The organism is Mycetocola sp. Y171, from assembly GCF_056713165.1.
Genome location: NZ_JBWYGX010000003.1, coordinates 1 through 19,522, shown reverse-complemented (window position 1 = coordinate 19,522; position 19,522 = coordinate 1). Strand labels below are relative to the sequence as shown.

21 protein-coding genes are annotated in these 19,522 nt (G+C 68.0%); 13 read left to right on the top strand and 8 right to left on the bottom strand.

The features are described 5' to 3' along the window. The first annotated feature begins 22 nt into the window (after positions 1-22). The 5 genes from AC1M2K_RS16145 (at position 23) to AC1M2K_RS16125 (ending at position 3,765) form a co-directional block, all read left to right on the top strand. On the top strand, positions 23-898 hold the full coding sequence (locus AC1M2K_RS16145; RefSeq protein WP_480241770.1) for a spermidine synthase: 876 nt from the start codon (positions 23-25) through the stop codon (positions 896-898). 1 nt (position 899) lies between these two features. Beyond that, entirely contained in the window at positions 900-2,054 is a 1,155-nt protein-coding gene (locus AC1M2K_RS16140; RefSeq protein ID WP_480239182.1) for a PQQ-dependent sugar dehydrogenase, read from the top strand. 131 nt (positions 2,055-2,185) lie between these two features. Further along, positions 2,186-2,710, top strand: coding sequence for a hypothetical protein (locus tag AC1M2K_RS16135; RefSeq protein WP_480239181.1), 525 nt, complete (start codon positions 2,186-2,188; stop codon positions 2,708-2,710). Between the two features lie 42 nt (positions 2,711-2,752). Next, positions 2,753-3,247 (top strand): SprT-like domain-containing protein, encoded by a 495-nt coding sequence (locus AC1M2K_RS16130; protein ID WP_480241769.1) that lies wholly within the window; start codon positions 2,753-2,755, stop codon positions 3,245-3,247. Next, positions 3,244-3,765 carry a DUF1697 domain-containing protein gene (locus tag AC1M2K_RS16125; protein ID WP_480241768.1) on the top strand — a complete coding sequence of 174 codons (522 nt, stop codon included), beginning with the start codon at positions 3,244-3,246 and terminating at the stop codon, positions 3,763-3,765. The genes AC1M2K_RS16130 and AC1M2K_RS16125 overlap by 4 nt, the downstream gene beginning before the upstream one ends. Positions 3,766-3,774: 9 nt before the next feature. Here AC1M2K_RS16125 and AC1M2K_RS16120 read toward each other — a convergent pair whose 3' ends face one another. Beyond that, the gene (locus AC1M2K_RS16120; protein WP_480241767.1) at positions 3,775-4,206 is read right to left on the bottom strand and encodes a VOC family protein; all 432 of its coding nucleotides are present in this window, start codon (positions 4,204-4,206) and stop codon (positions 3,775-3,777) included. Positions 4,207-4,227: 21 nt separating this feature from the next. Between AC1M2K_RS16120 and AC1M2K_RS16115 the strand changes: the two genes are divergently transcribed. Beyond that, positions 4,228-4,860 carry a CGNR zinc finger domain-containing protein gene (locus AC1M2K_RS16115; RefSeq protein ID WP_480241766.1) on the top strand — a complete coding sequence of 211 codons (633 nt, stop codon included), beginning with the start codon at positions 4,228-4,230 and terminating at the stop codon, positions 4,858-4,860. A gap of 12 nt (positions 4,861-4,872) precedes the next feature. On the opposite strand, the gene AC1M2K_RS16110 is transcribed toward AC1M2K_RS16115, so the two are convergent. Both AC1M2K_RS16110 and AC1M2K_RS16105 read right to left on the bottom strand, forming a co-directional pair. Further along, positions 4,873-5,424: a 2-phosphosulfolactate phosphatase gene (locus tag AC1M2K_RS16110; RefSeq protein WP_480241765.1), complete on the bottom strand. Its 552-nt coding sequence runs from the start codon at positions 5,422-5,424 to the stop codon at positions 4,873-4,875. 42 nt (positions 5,425-5,466) lie between these two features. Then, positions 5,467-5,931: an EVE domain-containing protein gene (locus AC1M2K_RS16105; protein WP_480241764.1), complete on the bottom strand. Its 465-nt coding sequence runs from the start codon at positions 5,929-5,931 to the stop codon at positions 5,467-5,469. 139 nt (positions 5,932-6,070) lie between these two features. Between AC1M2K_RS16105 and AC1M2K_RS16100 the strand changes: the two genes are divergently transcribed. The 4 genes from AC1M2K_RS16100 (at position 6,071) to AC1M2K_RS16085 (ending at position 9,172) form a co-directional block, all read left to right on the top strand. Next, the gene (locus AC1M2K_RS16100; protein WP_480241763.1) at positions 6,071-6,580 is read left to right on the top strand and encodes a hypothetical protein; all 510 of its coding nucleotides are present in this window, start codon (positions 6,071-6,073) and stop codon (positions 6,578-6,580) included. A 298-nt stretch (positions 6,581-6,878) separates the two neighbouring features. Continuing rightward, positions 6,879-8,360, top strand: a complete 1,482-nt coding sequence (locus AC1M2K_RS16095) for a DEAD/DEAH box helicase (protein ID WP_480241762.1) — start codon at positions 6,879-6,881, stop codon at positions 8,358-8,360. A gap of 84 nt (positions 8,361-8,444) precedes the next feature. Next, a complete protein-coding gene (locus tag AC1M2K_RS16090) occupies positions 8,445-8,594 on the top strand; it encodes a hypothetical protein (RefSeq protein ID WP_480241761.1) in 150 nt (49 codons plus the stop codon). Positions 8,595-8,656: 62 nt separating this feature from the next. Next, a complete protein-coding gene (locus AC1M2K_RS16085; RefSeq protein ID WP_480239172.1) occupies positions 8,657-9,172 on the top strand; it encodes an N-acetyltransferase family protein in 516 nt (171 codons plus the stop codon). Here the strand turns inward: AC1M2K_RS16085 and AC1M2K_RS16080 are convergent. Then, the gene (locus AC1M2K_RS16080; RefSeq protein WP_480239171.1) at positions 9,169-9,738 is read right to left on the bottom strand and encodes an NUDIX hydrolase family protein; all 570 of its coding nucleotides are present in this window, start codon (positions 9,736-9,738) and stop codon (positions 9,169-9,171) included. The two genes, AC1M2K_RS16085 and AC1M2K_RS16080, sit on opposite strands and share 4 nt — an antisense overlap. A gap of 94 nt (positions 9,739-9,832) precedes the next feature. Between AC1M2K_RS16080 and AC1M2K_RS16075 the strand changes: the two genes are divergently transcribed. From AC1M2K_RS16075 to AC1M2K_RS16065, 3 genes are read left to right on the top strand one after another with little or no spacing between them, the layout of a single operon-like run. After that, the gene (locus tag AC1M2K_RS16075) at positions 9,833-10,474 is read left to right on the top strand and encodes an alpha/beta hydrolase (RefSeq protein ID WP_480241760.1); all 642 of its coding nucleotides are present in this window, start codon (positions 9,833-9,835) and stop codon (positions 10,472-10,474) included. A gap of 57 nt (positions 10,475-10,531) precedes the next feature. Beyond that, positions 10,532-15,154, top strand: coding sequence for an ATP-dependent helicase (locus AC1M2K_RS16070; RefSeq protein ID WP_480241759.1), 4,623 nt, complete (start codon positions 10,532-10,534; stop codon positions 15,152-15,154). Then, entirely contained in the window at positions 15,147-15,923 is a 777-nt protein-coding gene (locus AC1M2K_RS16065) for a DNA-formamidopyrimidine glycosylase family protein (RefSeq protein ID WP_480241758.1), read from the top strand. The genes AC1M2K_RS16070 and AC1M2K_RS16065 overlap by 8 nt, the downstream gene beginning before the upstream one ends. A 6-nt stretch (positions 15,924-15,929) precedes the next feature. On the opposite strand, the gene AC1M2K_RS16060 is transcribed toward AC1M2K_RS16065, so the two are convergent. From AC1M2K_RS16060 to AC1M2K_RS16045, 4 genes are all read right to left on the bottom strand, one after another. Then, entirely contained in the window at positions 15,930-16,427 is a 498-nt protein-coding gene (locus tag AC1M2K_RS16060; protein ID WP_480241757.1) for an FBP domain-containing protein, read from the bottom strand. 65 nt (positions 16,428-16,492) lie between these two features. Next, complete coding sequence (locus tag AC1M2K_RS16055; RefSeq protein WP_480241756.1) at positions 16,493-17,872, bottom strand: NAD(P)(+) transhydrogenase (Re/Si-specific) subunit beta; 1,380 nt, start codon at positions 17,870-17,872, stop codon at positions 16,493-16,495. Beyond that, positions 17,869-18,177, bottom strand: coding sequence for an NAD(P) transhydrogenase subunit alpha part 2 (locus AC1M2K_RS16050; RefSeq protein WP_480239165.1), 309 nt, complete (start codon positions 18,175-18,177; stop codon positions 17,869-17,871). The genes AC1M2K_RS16055 and AC1M2K_RS16050 overlap by 4 nt, the downstream gene beginning before the upstream one ends. Beyond that, a complete protein-coding gene (locus tag AC1M2K_RS16045) occupies positions 18,177-19,322 on the bottom strand; it encodes a Rossmann-fold NAD(P)-binding domain-containing protein (protein ID WP_480241755.1) in 1,146 nt (381 codons plus the stop codon). Before AC1M2K_RS16045 ends, AC1M2K_RS16050 begins: the two co-directional genes overlap by 1 nt. Positions 19,323-19,522 lie beyond the last annotated feature (200 nt).

Here is a 19,522-nt window from a genome sequence, read left to right as displayed (position 1 = left end):
GTCGCGAAGGTAGGCTCGACGCATGGCGCAGCGACAGATCGACAACCCCAGCATCCGACTGGCGGCGAGCGGTCACACGGCGGTCATCGAGTCCGACCGGTTCGTCCCTGGCAGCTTCCAGCTCGTCGTCGACGGCACACCGCAGTCACACGTCAACCTCGACGACCCGACGAGCCTGTTCTTCGAGTACATCCAGCGCATCGGCCACGTGATCGACGAGGTCAGGGCCCCGGGCGAGCCGATCACCGCCGTGCACCTCGGCGCAGGCGCGCTCACCCTCCCCCGATACGTCGAAGCGACGAGGCCAGGCAGCAGACAGCAGGTCGTCGAGTTGGAGCAGGATCTGGTCGACTTCGTCCGCGAACACCTCCCCTGGCCGAAGCGTGCAGCCATCCGGGTGCGCTACGGCGATGCGCGTGAGGTGCTCGGCCGGTTCCCCAGCGGACTCTCCGGCAGCGTCGACCTCGTCGTCTCAGACATCTTCTCGGGCGCACGGACCCCGGCGCACGTCACGAGCATCGAGTTCTACAAAGAGGTCGTCGCGCTCCTCAAGCCCGACGGCATCCTCGTCGTTAACGTCGCGGACGGGCCAGGGCTCGGCTACGCGCGCCGACAGGCGGCGACGATCAGCGAGGCCGTCGGCCACGTCGCGTTGCTCGCCGAAACCCAGATCCTCAAGGGCAGGAGATTCGGCAACGTCGTCATGGTCGGGTCGAACACCGAGCTGCCGATGGACTTCATCCCCCGGCTCCTTGCCGGCGGTCCCCACCCGGCCAAAGCGGTCGCAGGTGACGAACTCCGGCAGTTCATCTCCGGGGCTCAAGTGGTGACCGACACCACAGCGGTGCCGTCTCCCCCTCCTGCGCAGAGCATCTTCCAGGTCAAAGGGGGGAGCTGAGATGCCGAGGTACCTCGCGGCGATCGCCGTCCTGGCCGCAACAGTGCTCGTCGCCGGCTGCACGACCTCTCAACCGCGCCAGGAGACTCCGACGGGTCCTGACACCCCGGCCCCTGCACAGACCGGCGCCCCTCCCGTCTATCCGACAGGCGAATCGACGGTGCTAGCCACAGGACTCGACGTTCCGTGGTCGATCCTGCGGCTCGGCGAAAGCACCCTGCTCAGCTACCGGGACAGCGGCCAGATCATGGAACTTACCCCTTCGGGCGACCTTCGCGAGGTGGCGGTGGTCGCCGGCGTGAGCGCAGGCGGCGAAGGGGGGCTGCTCGGACTGGCCGCGCGGACCCAGGACGAACAGCACTGGATCTACGCCTACTTCACCTCGAACGACGACAACCGCATCGTGCGGATGCCGCTCACCGGCTCCCCCGGAAGCCTCGGCCTCGGGACCGCCGACGTCGTCCTCGACTCACTCGAGAAGGCCGGCAACCACAACGGCGGACGGATCGCCTTCGGCCCTGACGGGATGCTCTACGTCACGGTCGGCGACGCCGGGAACGCCGAATCCGCCCAGGATCCTGAGTCGCTCAACGGCAAGATCCTCCGCGTGACTCCGACAGGCGACGTTCCCCAGGACAACCCGTTCGACGGGTCGGAGGTCTGGTCGCTCGGCCACCGCAACCCGCAGGGCCTGGCCTGGGACGAGGACGGGCGGCTCTGGGCGAGCGAGTTCGGCCAGAACACGTGGGACGAACTCAACCTCATCGAACCGGGCGAGAACTACGGCTGGCCCGTCGTCGAAGGACAGGCGGGCAATGCCGAGTTCGTCGATCCCGCCTACCAGTGGTCGACAGACGAGGCCAGTCCGAGCGGATTGACCATCGTCGACAACACCCTGTTCATGGCCGCCCTTCGCGGCGCCCGCCTGTGGGGCATCCTCGACGGCATCCATGTGCCTGAAGGCAGCCACGGCCTCGAGGGCATCGTCACCGCATCCTCCTATTTCGACGGTGAGTTCGGCCGCATCCGTGATGTGGCACCTGGCCCGGACGGCACGCTATGGCTGATCACGAACAACACCGACGGCAGGGGCAGCCCCGGCCCGGACGACGACCGCCTGATCGAGGTGACGCTCGCACCGCTCGTCGAGGGGTGACGTGAGCGCTCCGCTCGCAGAGATTTTTTACGCGAATGACGACAGGCGGATGCCGGTGAGCACCGCATCGGGAACCGCGGGTTAAAGTCGGAAGGAACCCGGGTCGAACACCTCCCGGACTTCGGACATCGTTGGAGTACACCCTGAGCATCATCCTTGGCTATGACGCCGGAACACTGCGTGAGAAAGTCGACCTCAAGGCTGTTGGGGATCGACTGCTCGAACTCGGCGACATGCGGAGCCTCAACGCCCTCTGCGAGAAAGCCTGGCTGCTCAAGGTCGCCGGTCAGCTCGATGAAGCCCTCGAGGTGGCCAACCAGTGCGTGCGACTCGCCCGCTTCACCGGCGACCGCAAGGGCCTGATGCAGCCCAGGATGCTCCGCGCCCAGGTCCTGCAGTTCCGCGGCGCTTACGAAGAGGCGCTCCACGAGCTGTCCTCGCTCATCAACGAGGCACACACCCACGACTGGACGCTGCTGGAGGCCCTCGCGCTCCAGCACAGGGGCAAGGTCTATTTCGACCAGGACGAGTTCGCGCTCGCCCTCGCCGACTTCAAGGCTGCGGTCCGCCTGCGAACCGATCTGGGAGCGTCAGACGACCAGCTCGAGTCCGCGCTGATCGCCGTCGCCATCACGGAGTCGTTCCTCGGGCGCTGAACCCGACGAGCAAATGTCGGCCGGGCGCGCTACCGTATTCCCATGTCCGATCTGGCGAGAGTACGGTTGTGGGCCGATGCTCTGATCAAGCTGCATCTGGATCCGGCCGTCTGGTCGTTCGGATTCGACAATGCCAAGCGTCGCGCTGGCCTGTGCAATTTCTCGACGAAGCGCATCACGGTCTCCCGCTACCTCGCCAGCCGGTTCGACGACGACGAGATCCACCAGATCCTCCTCCACGAGGTGGCGCACGCCCTCGCCGGTCCTCGCGCAGGGCACGGCCAGTCGTGGAAGCGGATCGCCGCTGAGCTCGGCTACGAGGGCTCACGGGTGCACCACGGAGAAACGGCTGACGAACTCGCACCGTGGGTGGGCTCCTGCCCGAACGGCCACACGCTGTACCGGTACCGGCAGCCCAAGCGCCACACCTCCTGCGGGGTGTGCTCCCGCCGGTTCGACCCGCTCTTCGAGATCAGCTGGGTGCATCGGGCCATCACCCCGGCCATGCGCCAGCGCGCCGCAGCGCAGGCATCATGAGCGCGGCACGCCGGATCGCCCTGCTGCGCGGGGTGAACGTCGGCGGAGTCACCGTGAAATCCGCCCAGCTGGCCGACGTCTTCCGCGGACTGGGCTTCAGCGATGTCCGCACTGTCCTCGCCAGCGGCAACGTGCTCTTCGCCGGAGCGGGCAGCCACGTCGAGCAGGCAGCGGCCATCGAGCGCGGACTCTCCGAGGAGTTCGGCTACCCGGCGCGGGTGATCGTCACCGATCAGCCGGCCGTCGCATCGATCGTCGACGCGTATCCGTTCCCCGAGGTCGACGACAGGCAGCCGTATGTCATCTTCACCGGCGAACGGACGGATGTCGCGGCGCTCACCGACGCAGCGGCGGGCCTCGATGACGAGATCGAACGGGTGCAGCCGGGCGACGGGGTCCTCTACTGGGAGGTTCGCAAGGGAATGTCGACCGACAGCACGTTCTCGAAGCGCGCCGCGAAGACCCCCGGCATCCTGACCACGACGAGGAACCTGCGCACACTGCGCAAGCTGCTCTGACCAGCCGGGTCAGGCGATGCAGAACTCGTTGCCTTCGGGGTCCCGCATCGTGTAGGTCACCGGGCCACGATCGCTCGTGACCCACAACCGTGTCGCGCCGAGCGCCTCGACCCTCGCCACCTCCGCGAGCACGTTCTCCTCACCGACGTTGAGGTCGAGGTGAACGCGGTTCTTGGCGACCTTGCCCTCCGGCACCTGCTGGAAGTAGAGCCGTGGTCTCTTCCCTGACGGGTCATGTGCAGCAGCCGCGACCTTGAACAGGGACCGGCCGTTGCGGTAGATCCGCTCGTCAGGCGGGAGTCGGCCCGATTCGACGAGCGAGTCGACGAACTCGGAGACTTCAGGCCCGTTCTCGACCTCGTAGCCGAGCACGGCCGCCCAGAAGTCGGCCTGGGCGTGCGGGTCGGCGGTGTCGAAGGTCACCTGGATCGACGCATCCATGTAACCGAATATATTGGTTACATGAACGAAGTGGCAACGACTGTTCCCGTCACCGGCCAGTGGTTTCCCACTCCTGAAGGAACCAGATGGTGGTTCGATTCCGGGTCCCTCGCGCTGGACTTCGCGTACACCGGGAGCGTGACCGCCGACGGAACTCTCGAGGACCAGCCCGGCGAGACCCTCCATTCCCCGGCGGATCTCACGGCCTGGCTCAGCGGACGGCTCCCCAGCGCAGCTGCAGGAAGCAGGGACCTCGCCGATGCGATTCGGCTGCGCGGGGCGATCAGCGGCCTCGCCCGTGCGGCGAGCGCCGGGAGAGCCGGCGACTCGGCCGAGATCGACCTGCTCAACCTCTATGCGGCCACCCCGGACATCCCACCGAGACTCGCAGGTGGCGCGATGCAGGCCGGGCGCACCGAGCCGAGGGCGGCCCAGGCACTGTCGACCGTGGCCCGGGATGCCGTCTCGCTGTTCTCAGGGACGACCGCAGGCCGCATCCGTACCTGTGACGCAGACGATTGCGGACTGATCTACCTCGACACCTCGCGCGCCGGCAACCGCCGCTGGTGTTCGATGCAGCGGTGCGGCAACCGGAACAAGGTCCGCGCCCACAGGGCCCGCGCACTCCCGCGCGATGCGGCCGTCACCCGGTGATCCTCACCGCGCTCAGGACTTCAGCACACGGACGTCGTCCGACGCATCGACCATGGCCGCTGCGACGACGCGGTCGCGCTCCCCGGCAGCGATAAGGGACTGACCGTCGACGGATGCCGTGAAGAGATGGGCGACGGCGTTCTTCAGGTTCACGAACGACGCGCACGCGACGGCCGCTTCAGGTGAGGTGAAGTCGATACCGATGGTGACGAGGGCGTCGACGACCGCGCCGGAGGCGAGCACGTCAGCGGCGGAGAACGATCCGTCCCTTCCCGCTGCGACGACGGCGATCGAGACCCGGCGGCCGAGCCGCACCTGATGGGCGAGGACCCAGGCGGCTGCTGCGCTGCGGTTCGTCAGGTCGGCGGCGATCACGGCGCCGGCAGGCGAGGCTGCAGGGATGTCGTGGTCGGCCAGGCCCAGCGAGTCGACCCAGACGAGAACGTCCGCGTGACCGATGCGCTCGACGCCGCCGACGCCGATGTCGAACCGGACCTGGTACTTCGCCTGGCTCTCTGAAGGGTTCACGGTGACGGTGTTCGGGGCTTCGAGGCGATCAGACATGTCCCCCAGACTAACCGCGGGAGGATGTCGCTCCGCGTTCCGTTACGCCCAGCGGCGTTCCTCCGGGTACCGCCGATCGTCCGGGGACGGACGCTGCATCGCCTGGCGGATCGTCTCGAAGTCGTGCCGCGAGATTTCGATCAGCCCTGCCCGCAACTGATACCCCCAGTTGGGCGAGTTGCGCGTGAAGTCCAGCGCGCCGAGCAGGGGCCTGATCGGAGCCGACTCCGCCGCCAGGTCCCAGTCGACCCGCCTGCGCCACGGCCTCCAGTCCAGGGAGAGCGCCTGGTATACGCTGTCGTCTGCGACCCGGCCGATGGCGGTGAAATGCCTGAGTACGTCGCCGTCCGGATGTTCGGTTCTCGGGGAGTAGTAGACGATGCCGTCGGATTCGTCCATCGAGTCGAGGCCGGCACGAGCACCGTGGTTCGTCTGCGCGAACCCGACGTCGACGGCGGTGCGCACGTGGTCACGTGAAGCCACCGCCAGCCAGTACCGAATCGCCATGCTCCCTGTCTAGCGCATGCCCGGTCGCTAACTTCGGAGATTCCCGTCGCACCGCTCCGATCCCGGCCCCTGACGGGGAATTCGGTCTGAATCTCCGCAATTCGGAACGGAGCCGGCCGATGACGGCGAGACTGGGAGCATGCGCGTGCAACTGAAACTCATCCTTGACTGCGAGCCGGACGACGCGTGGCGCGCACTCCGCTCGCCCGCCGTCCTGCGGGAGTTGTATTCGCCGCTGCTCGAGCTCGACCCCGACGGCCCTGTGCCGACCCTGTGGGAGCCCGGCAGCATGGACGTCTCCGTGCGCGGCGCAGGCGTGGTCCCGGTCGGGCGCCAGCGGATCGACCTCGATTTCGACCTCAGCCGGGTGCCGGGAGTCAGGATCCTGGTCGACTCCGGCCGGCCGCTCACCGGCCCACTCGCCCTGCTCGACGGCTGGCGCCACCAGATGGCCGTCGCTCCAGCGCCGGGCCAGGACGGGAAGACGCTCTACCGCGACCGGCTCGACTTCGGCGGCCCCGCCGCCGCGGCGCTGTGGATGCCGATGTGGACGATGTGGCAGTGGCGTGGCATCCGCCTGACCCAGATGGCACCGAACTGGGCGTTCGAGCCGGTGCAGCCGCCAGAGGCCGAACCCGCAGACGCCTGAGCCCACGGATGGCAGTTCAGACCCGTCGAATGTTACGGCTGACCGGCGGTTCAGGGCGGCCTGTCAGCCAACAGGCGACTCGACCCGCTAAGCTAGAGGTACTTGCGGGCCCACCATTGTGCCCCTTGCGTCGTAGAACGCTTCCTCTCTCCCCGAGAAATCCGTCAAGGATTCCGGGTCGATGACTCTTCATACGGCGAACGGATGTGGCCTTCGCCACCTTCGCCACTCTCTCCCGCTCCAGCGATTTCGCCTGTCGAGATCCGTACGGGATGCTGATGCCCCGAAAGGCACCACTTTGTCAGAAACTGTCCCAGAAACCACCTTCGCCGAACTCGGCGTCCCCACAGCACTCGTCTCGGCACTCGCCGCAGACGGCAAGACCCTCGCCTTCCCGATCCAGGTCGACACCCTCCCGGACACCCTCGGTGGCCGCGACGTCCTCGGCCGCGGAAAGACCGGCTCGGGCAAGACCCTCGCGTTCAGCATCCCGATGGCGGCACGCCTCGGGGGAAAGCTCGCCGGCGGCAAGCGCCGCCCCGGCCGGCCGCTCGGACTCGTCCTCGCTCCGACCCGTGAGCTCGCCACGCAGATCTCCGCGGTACTCACCCCGCTCGCGGCGGCATACGGCCTCAACACCACGACGATCTTCGGCGGCGTCAACCAGACCCGCCAGGTCACAGCGCTGAAGGCGGGCGTCGACATCGTCGTGGCCTGCCCCGGCCGCCTCGAGGACCTGATGAAGCAGGGCTTCGTCAACCTCGACGCCGTCGAGATCACCGTGCTCGACGAGGCCGACCACATGGCCGACCTCGGCTTCCTGCCGGTCGTCACCCGCATCCTCGACAAGACGCCGTCCAACGGACAGCGCCTGCTCTTCTCGGCCACGCTCGACAACGGTGTGGACAAGCTCGTCCGCCGCTTCCTGCACAACGAGGTCCTCCACTCCGTCGACGAGGCCACCAGCCACGTCTCGGCGATGACCCACCACGTGTTCGAGGTGTCAGGTCCCGACTCCAAGAAGGACCTCATCGAGACCCTCGCGTCGGGCACCGGCCGCCGCATCCTCTTCATGCGCACCAAGCACCACGCCAAGAAGCTGGCCAAGCAGCTCACCGACGCGGGCATCCCCTCCGTCGACCTGCACGGCAACCTCTCGCAGCCGCAGCGTGACCGCAACCTTGCCGCGTTCAGCGACGGCAGCGCCCGAGTCCTGGTCGCAACGGATGTCGCGGCGCGCGGCGTGCACGTGGACGACGTCGAACTCGTCATCCACGTCGACCCGCCGATGGAGCACAAGGCATACCTGCACCGCTCGGGCCGCACCGCCCGCGCAGGCAGCGCAGGAGACGTCGTCACCATCTGCCTCCCGACCCAGAAGAAGGACCTCGCGCAGCTGCTGCGCAAGGCCGCCATCACCGTCACGCCTGTCGGCGTCACGGCGAAGTCGGCCGAGGTCACCGCGCTCGTCGGTGAGGTCGCCGCATACGTCAAGCCGGCACCGCGCCAGGCAGCACCGCAGGGCGGTGGACGCTCGCAGGGCGCCAACGCCCAGCGCAAGCGCTCGGCTCGTGAGGGCCAGGGCGGCGGACGCTCACGTTCGGGTTCGTCTCGCGACTACTCCACGTCGACGGCAGGCACCACCGGCCGTCGCCACGAGGGTGCGTCCTCCGCGCGTCCCGCCCAGGCACGTCCTGAGCGGTCAGCCCGCCCGTCCACCTCTGGTGGCGCGGCGACCGGCGGCCAGCGTACGCACCGCCGGGTCTCCAGCGGCCGCTAGACAGCACCTTCTCCGGAAGCCATCGCGTCCGGTTCTCGCATCTCCGATGCGTCGACCGGCCGCGGTGGCTTTCGCCGTTAAGTCGTGGGCCATGTCGACGATAATCTGATCTGGGTCCCCGCACTCACCCTCGGACTCGTCGATGTGAAGGTCGCTGCGGTCACCGACGGCTGGTCCGGATCGAAGCTCGCCTGGCGTCTCGAAAACCGTGGCAACCCCTGGCCCGCCGCCTGATTTTGTCAACCGGGGGTTCCGCCGATTTCTCACCGCGCCGGACGCGGGGGTATGGTCACGGTATGGACACCGACGTTGTTGTTTCCCCCGTTCACGAGATCATCGTCCGCCCGGTGCGGGACGTCGACGCAGAGTCGCTCGGACGCGTTCACGCCCAGTGCTGGCACGAGGCGTACGACGAAGTGATCAGCAAGGCCGCCCTCGAACGGCTGTCCCCCCGCCGCATGGCCGAGCTGTGGACGCACTGGATGAACCAGGGTGACGGGTACCACCAGTTCGCTGCCGTCCATGACGGCGAGGTCGTCGGGTTCTCCGGATCAGGACCGGCCAGGGACGACGACGCACCCAGGCCGCTCGAGCTGTACTTCATCAACATGCTCGCGGAGTTCCGCAGCACAGGCACCGGCCAGAAGCTGTTCGACGCGGCGATCGGCGACCAGCCGGCCTACCTGTGGGTCCTGTCGACGAACATGCGCGCCCGCCACTTCTACGAGAAGAACGGTTTCGTCGCCGACGGCGCCGAGCACACCGAGCCGTTCCTCGGCGAAGAGATCCACGAAGTCAGGTACGTCCGTTAGGAAAGTCGCCCCACGGACGCGAGAGCGAGCCGGAGGAGCGTTCCGCGGCCACCTTCCATCTCGGCGCTGACGGCATCCGTCTGGGCTTCCTCCGGTGTCATCCAGGTCAGTTCCAGTGCGTCCTGGCGCGGGTCGCAGGTACCGGTGACCGGAACGACGTAGGCGAGAGAGACCGCGTGCTGCCTGTCGTCGGTGTAGGCGGAGATGCCAGGCATCGGGAAGTACTCGGCCACATGGAACGGGGTCGGCGACGCCGGGAGCAGCGGGAACGCCATCGGCCCGAGGTCCTTCTCGAGGTGGCGGAAGAGCGCGTCACGCAGCGTCTCGCCGTACATCACCCGACCGGAAACAAGGGTCCTGGTCATCTGGCCGGTGGCCGTCGCGCGCAGCAGGATGCCGACCTCTGTGACCACGCCGAGGCCGTCGACCCGCACAGGGATCGCCTCGACATAGAGGAGAGGGAGTCGACGTCGAACCTCTTCCAGCTCGATGTCACTGAGCCAGCCAGGAGTCGGGCTCGCGGATGGATCCTGCGGCTGGTCGGGGTCTGGGGTGCGAACGCTCATGGTCCATTCTTACCCGGTTTGCCGGATCCGCCGACCGCCACCACCAGGTTCGGGGTCGGTAGGCTGGATCCGCTGCCCGAACAAGGAGAATCCGATGGCCACCCACACGATCGATCCGGAGGCCGTTCTCTGGTCGGCAGGCGAGGAGGACCGCGAGGACCGCTCGTTGCTCATCGTCCTCCACGGATACGGATCGAACGAAGCCGACCTGTTCCAGCTCGCTCCGTTCCTGCCGCTCGAACCGGTGATCGCCGCCCTCCGCGCTCCGCTGGTCGCCCCGTTCCCCATCGACGGGTGGTCCTGGTATCCGATCGACAAGCCGGGAAGCCCCGACGAGGCCGGGCTGGCCGAGTCGACCGCCGCCGTGCTCGAGTGGATCGACGGGCTGCCGTATACGCCGGAGTCGATCGGGCTGCTCGGTTTCTCGCAGGGAGGCGCGATGTCGATCGAACTGCTGCGCGCGGCACCCGAGCGGTTCTCGTTCGCGGTCAACCTCTCCGGGTACGCGTCACCGGCACCACAGCCAGGAGACGCCGCCCTCGCCGAACGGCGTCCACCGGTTTTCTGGGGACGGGGCACACTCGACGACGTGATCCCCGCTGCAGCCGTCGAGCACACCACCGACTGGCTCCCGGGACACACCCGGCTCGTCGGCCGGATCTACGACGGGCTCACCCACGCCATCTCGCAGCAGGAGCTCGCAGACGTCCGCGGGTTCATCGAACGACAGCTCTGACGACCGTTCACGAGCGCTTCCCCGGATGCTGTCAGTGGTGTCAGGCAGGATGGAACCGTGAGCAACGTGCTTGAGCGATTCTCCCCGGCCACCCGCGCCTGGTTCAGCGGCGCGTTCGCCGCGCCCACAGACGCCCAGGTCGGCGCGTGGGATGCGATCTCCCGCGGCTCGCACGCCCTCGTCGTCGCGCCGACCGGTTCGGGCAAGACGCTCTCCGCCTTTCTCTGGTCGATCGACAGGCTCATGGCCGAACCGCGCAGAACCGAGCCAGGCACGCGTGTGCTGTACATCTCCCCGCTCAAGGCGCTCGGTGTCGATGTCGAGCGCAACCTGCGCGCCCCCCTGACCGGCATCACCCAGACCGCGATCCGACTCGGCGCCGAGGTCCCGCACGTCACGGTCGGTGTGCGTTCGGGCGACACCCCGGCCGCCGACAGGCGTGCGCTGGCCAAGACACCGCCTGACATCCTCATCACGACGCCCGAGTCGCTGTTCCTCATGCTCACCTCAGCCGCACGCGAGACCCTGAAGTCGGTCGAGACGGTGATCATCGACGAGGTCCACGCCGTCGCCGCGACCAAGCGCGGGGCGCACCTCGCCCTCTCGCTCGAACGGCTCGATGCCCTCCTCGAGAAGCCCGCCCAGCGGATCGGCCTCTCCGCTACCGTGAGGCCGCGCGAGGAGGTTGCGCGATTCCTCGGCGGCACCGCACCCGTCGAGATCGTCGCCCCTCCGGCGTCCAAGCGGTTCGACCTCCGGGTCGTGGTGCCCGTCGACGACATGACTGACCTCCCGGCCGCAGCGCAGCAGACGCCGGAGGGCTCAGCGGCCGGTGCGATCCTGCCGGACGGCGAGCGCGCCGGGTCGATCTGGCCGCACGTCGAAGAAGCCATCGTCGACCGCATCCTCGAGCACCGGTCGACGATCGTGTTTGCCAACTCACGGCGCCTCGCCGAGCGCCTCACCGCCCGGTTCAACGAGATCTACGACATCCGGTCTGCCGAATCCGTCCCAGACGAAATCCTCGTCGATGCCGTGGCCGGGGGCCGAGCTCCTGCTGCCCTGATGGGCGGAAGCGGGCAGACGGCCGCGCGCGACGAGGCCGCTCCCCAACTGGCCCGCGCCCATCACGGTTCCGTCTCCAAGGAGCAGCGGGCGTTCATCGAGGACGACCTCAAGTCGGGCAGGCTCCGCTGCGTCGTGGCGACGTCGAGCCTCGAGCTGGGCATCGACATGGGTGAGGTCGACCTCGTCGTGCAGGTCGAGTCGCCTCCCTCTGTCGCGAGTGGGCTGCAGCGGGTCGGCCGGGCGGGCCACCAGGTGGGTGAGATCTCCCGTGGAGTGTTGTTCCCCAAGCATCGTGCAGACCTCGTCAACTCGGCGGTGGCATCCGAACGCATGGTATCGGGTCAGATCGAGTCGCTCGCCGTCCCGACGAACCCCCTCGACATCCTCGCCCAACAGACTGTCGCCGCGACGGCACTCGAGCCGCTCGACGTCGAGACCTGGTTCGAGCAGGTGAAACGCAGCGCGCCTTTCGCGCGGCTCCCCCGGTCGGCGTTCGAGGCGACCCTCGACCTGCTCGCTGGTCGCTATCCGAGCGATGAGTTCGCCGAACTGCGGCCCCGGATCGTCTGGGACCGCGACGCGGGAACGATCACCGGGCGGCCGGGTGCTCAGAGACTCGCTGTGACGAGCGGGGGCACGATTCCCGACCGCGGTCTGTTCGCCGTCTACATGGCATCAGGCGACGCGTCCGGTGCAGGCTCCCGCGTGGGCGAGCTCGACGAGGAGATGGTCTACGAGTCGCGGGTGGGCGACATCTTCGCCCTCGGGGCGACGAGCTGGAAGATCCAGGAGATCACCCACGACCGGGTGATCGTCACGCCCGCGTACGGCCAACCAGGTCGACTTCCGTTCTGGAAGGGCGACGGACTCGGCCGGCCCGCTGAGCTCGGCGAGGCCGTCGGCGCGTTCATGCGTGACATCGATGCAGCAAGCGAGACGGATGCCGCCGAGCGGCTGGCAGGGGCGGGTCTCGATTCGCGGGCCGCAACCAACCTCGTCGCGTACCTCACCGACCAGCGCACGGCCACCGGGCATATTCCGAGCGACAAGACCCTCGTCGTCGAGCGCTCCCGCGATGAACTCGGCGACTGGAGGGTCATTCTCCACTCCCCATACGGCATGCAGGTGCACGCTCCGTGGGCGCTGGCCGTCGGGGCGCGGGTGCAGGAGAGGTTCGGCATCGACGGAGCCTCGATCGCCAGCGACGACGGCATCATCGTGCGCATCCCGGACACCGAACTCGAACCGCCGGGCGCCGAGCTGTTCGTGTTCGACGCCGACGAGCTCGAGGCCGTCGTGACCGAGCAGGTCGGCGGTTCGGCACTGTTCGCCTCACGGTTCAGGGAGTGCGCGGCGCGGGCTTTGCTGCTGCCGAACTACTCGCCGGGCAAGCGGGCGCCGCTGTGGCAGCAACGGCAGCGATCGGCGCAGCTGCTCGATGTCGCTCGCAAGTACCCGGCGTTCCCGATCATCCTCGAGACCGTCCGCGAGTGCCTGCAGGATGCATACGACCTGCCTGCCCTCCTGGGCATCGCGAGAAAGCTGGCCAGCCGGGGCATCCGGATCGTGGAGACCACGACGGACACCCCGTCGCCCTTCGCCAAATCGCTGTTGTTCGGCTACGTCGGCGCGTTCATGTACGAGGGCGACAGCCCGATCGCCGAACGCAAGGCGGCTGCACTCACCATCGACTCGGCCCTCCTGGCCGAGCTCCTCGGTCAGGTCGAGCTGCGCGAACTGCTCGACCCGGGCGTCATCGCACAGACCGAACTTGAGCTGCAGCGTCTCGCCGAGTCGCGGAAGGCACGCGGCGTCGAGGGTGTCGCCGACCTGCTGCGGATGCTCGGGCCTCTGACACTCGACGAGGTGAGCGCCCGGCTGGAGTCGGAGCATCCGCTCGAGGACGCAACGGTGCACCTCGCCGAACTGTCCCGCGCCAAGCGCGCCATCGCCGTCACGTTCGCCGGCGCATCCTGGTGGGCGGCCATCGAGGACTCGGCCCGGTTGAGGGACGCCCTCGGCGTGCCCCTGCCGATCGGCGTACCCGTCGCTTTCATCGAACCCGTAGCCGACCCGGTCGGCGACCTGATCGCGCGCTTCGCCAGGACGCACGGGCCGTTCACCACCCAGGAGGCCGCAGACCGTTTCGGCCTCGGCAGCGCCGTCGCCCAGCACACCCTCGTCCGGCTTGCCGACCAGCGCCGGGTGATGCGTGGCGAGTTCCTCGCCACCGGCCGGGAATCCATCGGAGACAACACCGAGTGGTGTGACTCCGAGGTGCTCCGTCGCCTCCGCGTCCGCTCCCTCGCCGCGCTGAGGCACGAGGTCGAACCGGTCGACCAGCACGCCTTCGCCCGGTTTCTTCCGCACTGGCAGCACGTCGGCGGCCGCCTCACCGGTATCGACGGCGTCGCAGCGGTCATCGACCAGCTCGCCGGGGCTCACATCCCGGCGTCCGCGTGGGAATCCCTGATCCTTCCGCAGCGGGTGACGGACTACTCCCCCGCCATGCTCGACGAACTCACCGCCACCGGTGAAGTCCTCTGGTCTGGGGCAGGCGCGCTCCCCGGGAACGACGGCTGGGTGTCGCTGCACCTGGCCGAGACCGCCAACCTCACCCTCCCTCTCGTCCCCGAACACCAGCCCGATGCGCTGCAACGTGAGGTGCTCCTTGCGCTCGGCGGCGGCGGCGCGTTCTTCTTCCCTCAGCTCGCCGAGACCACTGGAGCGACAGACGACTCCGCGCTGGTCACCGCCCTCTGGGAACTGGTCTGGGCTGGGCTCATCACCAACGACACGCTCGCCCCGCTCCGGACCCTCACCGGGCACGGCGGCGGCGCGCATCGGACCCAGCGGGCGGCACCGCGGTCACGGATGTACCGCGGCCGCCCTCTCGCCCGCCCGTCGATGTCGACGCGGGTCGCCCCGACGCTCGGCGGTCGCTGGTCGATCCTCCCCCTGCCTGAACAGGATGCGACGATCCGCACCGCGGCGACGGCGGAGACCCTGCTCGAGCGATACGGCGTCGTCACCAGGGGGTCCGTGATGGGTGAGGGCGTACCGGGCGGCTTCGCACTCACCTACCGGGTCCTCAGTACTTTCGAAGACACCGGCAGGGCCCGTCGCGGATACTTCATCGACGGACTCGGCGCGGCACAGTTCTCGACCGCCGGCACCGTCGACCGGTTGCGGACGTTCGCCAGGTCGGATTCGAACAACGTTCCGGATGCCGCCGATCGCGAGGTCGTGACGCTCGCGGCCACCGATCCCGCGAACCCGTACGGAGCCGCACTCCCCTGGCCGGCTCTCGACAGCGCGGGGACCAAACACCGGCCGGGCCGGAAGGCCGGAAGCCTCGTCACCCTGGTCGACGGCGCTCTCACCCTGTACGTCGAACGCGGCGGGAAGACGCTGCTGACGTTCACGGACGACGAGGCCGTGCTCACCGTCGCCGCGGCATCCGTCGCCGACCTCGTGCGCCGCGGCCGCATCGACAAGCTGGCTGTCGAGAAGGCCAACGGTGACTTCGTCCTCGGCACAGCCGTCGCTGCCGCCCTGCGCGAGGCCGGCTTCACCGAGACCCCGCGCGGGCTCAGGATCCGGCATGCCTGAGGGCGACACCGTCTTTCGTGCCGCGCAGCACCTCAACGAGCGACTGCAGGGGGCGACCGTCTCGACCTGGGACCTCCGTGTGCCCGCCTTCGCCACGAGCGACCTCACCGGTGAGCGGATCGAGGGCGTTGTCAGCCGCGGCAAGCACCTGCTGCACCGGGTCGGCGATTACAGCCTGCACAGCCACCTGAAGATGGAGGGGTCGTGGCACCTCTACCGGCCCGGGTCGACGTGGAAGCGGCCCGCGTTCCAGGCGCGGGCGATCGTGGGGTCGGCCGAATGGCTCAGTGTCGGATTCGATCTCGGAATCGTCGAACTCATCCACCGCGACGACGAAGACAGTGTCGTCGGGCACCTCGGGCCCGACCTTCTCGGCGAGTCCTGGAACGCCGATGTCGCGCTCGCCCACCTCACAGCCGCGCCGGAGCGCCCGACGGCCGTCGCGCTCCTCGACCAGCGCAACCTCGCAGGGCTCGGCAACGTGTACGCCAACGAACTCTGCTTCCTGCGAGGCGTGCTTCCTACCCGCCCGATCGGAGAAACGGATGCTGCGGCGCTCGTCGCCCTGGCGTCGCGCCTGATCCTGGCGAACCGCGACCGGGTGGAACGGACAACGACTGGGGACACCAGGCCCGGGCGCCAGACCTGGGTCTACGGCCGGAAAGGCCAGGCCTGCCGACGCTGCGGGACCCGGATCAAAAAGGGCGCTCTCGGCGCGCGTGAAACCGAGGAACGTGACAGCTACTGGTGCCCACGCTGCCAGGCCTAGAACGGCTCAGCTCGAACGATCGACATCGGCGAGGAAGCGGTCGACGCGTTCGAGCAGGCGGCTCCGGTTCGCGCGCACCAGGGAGTACGGACCGGCCTGGTGAGGCGACACCGGTGAGCCCATCCGGGCCTGGGCCGAGCAGGTGAGTTCGGCGCAGATGTAGGTACCGACCGTGCTGCCATTCCGCCCGGCCTCACCGGCGAGCGGTGCGACGAACAGGGCGACGTCGTCTCCGGGCTGCGCCGTGTGGCAGAGGCTGCACATGTGGAAGCGGTAGCGGGTCTTCGCCTGGTCGGCCCGGCGAAGGACGATGCCGACCGGCTCTTCACCGCGCCAATAGACGAGGTGGTATCGCCCGGGGGAGCCCGGATCGCGCCAGCCGAAGTAGTCGAGTTCGTCCCACGGCGCATAGCCGAGACCCGACGGAACGAACAGCCGCGAGGCGTCCTCCTGGGAACAGTTCACGAACGATTCCCTGATCTGCTTCTCCGTCAGTTCTTCCATCGGCCCTCCTCGTGCGGACAGCGCCATCATAAGGTCCGCCTGATGACGCTTCAAGAGCCACGCGCCTACACGTCCGCCTTCACGAGCGCCAGCAGCTGGGACAGCGTCGCCTTGGCATCACCGAGCGCGATCGATACCTTCGGGTCGTAGAACAGCTCATTCTCGATTCCGGCGAAGCCCGGGCTCAGGCTTCTCTTGAGGAAGACCACCTGCTTCGCTTCCGCCACGTGGAGGATCGGCATGCCGTAGATCGGCGATCCGGGCGAAGACTTGGCCGCCGGATTGACGACATCGTTGGCCCCGATGACGAGCACGAGGTCCGTCGACTTGAACTGGCCGTTCACCACGTCCATCTCGACGAGCGATTCGTACGGCACGTTCGCCTCTGCCAGCAGAACGTTCATGTGACCGGGCATCCGCCCGGCGACGGGGTGGATGCCGAACACCACATCGGCCCCGCGTTCCCTGAGATGGTCGGCGAGCTCGGCTGCGGCATGGTGGGCCTGGGCAACCGCGAGCCCGTAGCCGGGCACGATGACGATCCTCGAGGAGTACTCGAGGAGGATGGCCACGTCCTCTGGCGTCACTGTCCGGACGGCGCGGTCGGCGTCTCCGGCATCGCCTCCGCCTTTCACCGAGCGTCTGAACGCGCCGAACACGATCCCGGTCACGCTCCTGCCCATGGCCGTCGCCATGGAGATGGTGAGGATCGTTCCGCTCGCGCCGACGAGAGTGCCGGCAATCAAAAGCAGGATGTTCGAGAGCACGAGACCTGAGCCCGCGACGGCGAGACCGGTGAACGCGTTCAGCAGCGAGATGACGATGGGAACGTCCGCTCCCCCGATCGGCAAGACGAAGAACACGCCGATCACGAGTCCGAGCGCGAGAAGCACAGCGGCGAGGAGGAGGTTCCCGGTGATGGCCATGGTGACCGCGGTGCCGACCGCAGCCACCGTCAGGACAGCGAGGATCAGACCGAGCCCGGGGAACACCACCGCTCGGGACGTGATGATCCCCTGCAGCTTCCCGAAGGTGACGAACGACCCGGTCAACGAGACACCGCCGATGAACACCGTGAACGCGATGACCGCGCCGCTCCAGGCATCCGGGCCGTGGGTGAACTCGACGATGGCGACGAGGGCGGCTGCACCGCCGCCGACCCCGTTGAAGGCGGCGACGAGTTGCGGCATCTGGGTCATCCGCACCTGTCGGGCCGCAGGCACGGCGATGGCCGCACCCACGACGACGGCCAGCGCGATCCACATGCCGTTCCTGATCTCATGGCCGAGCACGTATGCCATGATCGCGATCACCGCACCGGCGGCACCGAGGCGGTTGGCACGTCGCGCGGTGCGCGGGGAGCTCAGCCCCTTCAGGGCGAGGATGAAGAGTACCGCTGCGATCAGGTAGCAGACGAGCACCACGTTCTCGTTGAGGAGGTTCACGACGGATCCTTCCTCGGCGCTGACCGGCGCGGTTTGGACGCGAACATGACCAGCATCCTGTCGGTCACCACGAACCCTCCGACGATGTTGATCGTCGCAAGCAGAACGGCGAGGAGGGAGAGGACGAGGGTCACCGGGTCGGCTGCCTGCCCGGCCACCATGATCGCTCCGAGGAGGATGATTCCGTGGATGGCGTTGGCCTCGGACATCAGCGGTGTGTGGAGCGTGCTCGAGACCTTCGAGACGACTTCGAAGCCGAGGAAGACCGCCAGGACGGTGATCGTGACGAGGGCGAAAGCATCCATCAGCGCCTCGCCTCGTCGGAGATCAGGTCGGAAAGTCGCGGGTGGACGACAGCGCCACCGTGGGTGAGGCACGATCCGCTCACGAGTTCGTCGGTGAAGTCGGGAACGACGACACCGTCCACGGTCAGGGCGGTGAGGAAGTTGGCGAAGTTCATCGCGAGCAGCTTCGATGCGTCGACGGCGAGTTCCGAGTGGATGTCCTTCACGCCGATCACCGTCACGGTTCCGGACTCTGCGGCGAACGGGATCCTTTCCCCCGCGACGGATGCCTCGACGTTTCCACCGGACTCGGCGGCGAGGTCTACGACCACGGATCCTGCCTTCATCCCCGCCATCATCGCAGAGGTGACCAGCAGCGGCGCCGGGCGGCCGGGCACGGCGGCGGTCGTGATGATGATGTCCGCGGCGACGACGTGTGGGGTGAGGAGGTCCCGTTGTCGCTGGGCCCGTGCCTCTCCGAGTTCCCGCGCGTAGCCGCCACCGGCATCTGCCGCTTCGAGGTCCAGCGAGATGAAGGTGGCCCCGACCGAGCGGACTTCTTCCGATGACGAGGAGCGAACGTCGTATGCACTGACCACACCGCCCAGCCGCCTGGCTGTCGCGATCGCCTGCAGGCCCGCCACCCCGGCCCCGAGTACGAGGACCCGAGTCGGCGCGAGGGTCCCCGCAGCGGTCATGGTCATCGGGAACATCCGCCCGAACGTGTCTGCTGCTACCAGTGCGCTCTTGTACCCGGCGATCAGCGCCTGCGACGAGAGCACGTCCATCGACTGCGCCCGTGAGATCCGCGGGAGGAAGTCGAGCGCGAACATCGTCACGCGGGCCGATGCTGCCGCTGTGACGGCCGCGACGTTGTTGAAGGGATCGACCGTACCGACGGTGATGGTCCCCGGCGCCAGTGCCGTGATATCGGATGCCGTCAATGGACGCACATGGAAGAGGACGTCGCCGGCGATCGGGCCAGGAGTGACGTCAGCGCCTGCTGCCGCAACGGCGTCATCGGGGACGCCGGCGAATCGCCCGGCCCCTGATTCGAATGCCACCTCGAGGCCGGCAGCCCTCAGCTTCCTGATGCTGTCCGGTGTCGCTGCGACGCGTCTCTCACCGACCACGCTCTCGCCTCGAATGACAACCCTGCTGGACACGGAACTCCTTCGTTCGTGCCTTCGAGAGTAGCCGGTCAACTGCCCGATCACGGAGAAGTTCGGGGAGCTCACCGGGCAAACGGATCGTTAACGCAGAAAAGCCACCCCGTGGGGTGGCTTTTCTGTTTAAGTTAAGTCCGGCGGTGTCCTACTCTCCCACAGGGTCCCCCCTGCAGTACCATCGGCGCAAAGAGTCTTAG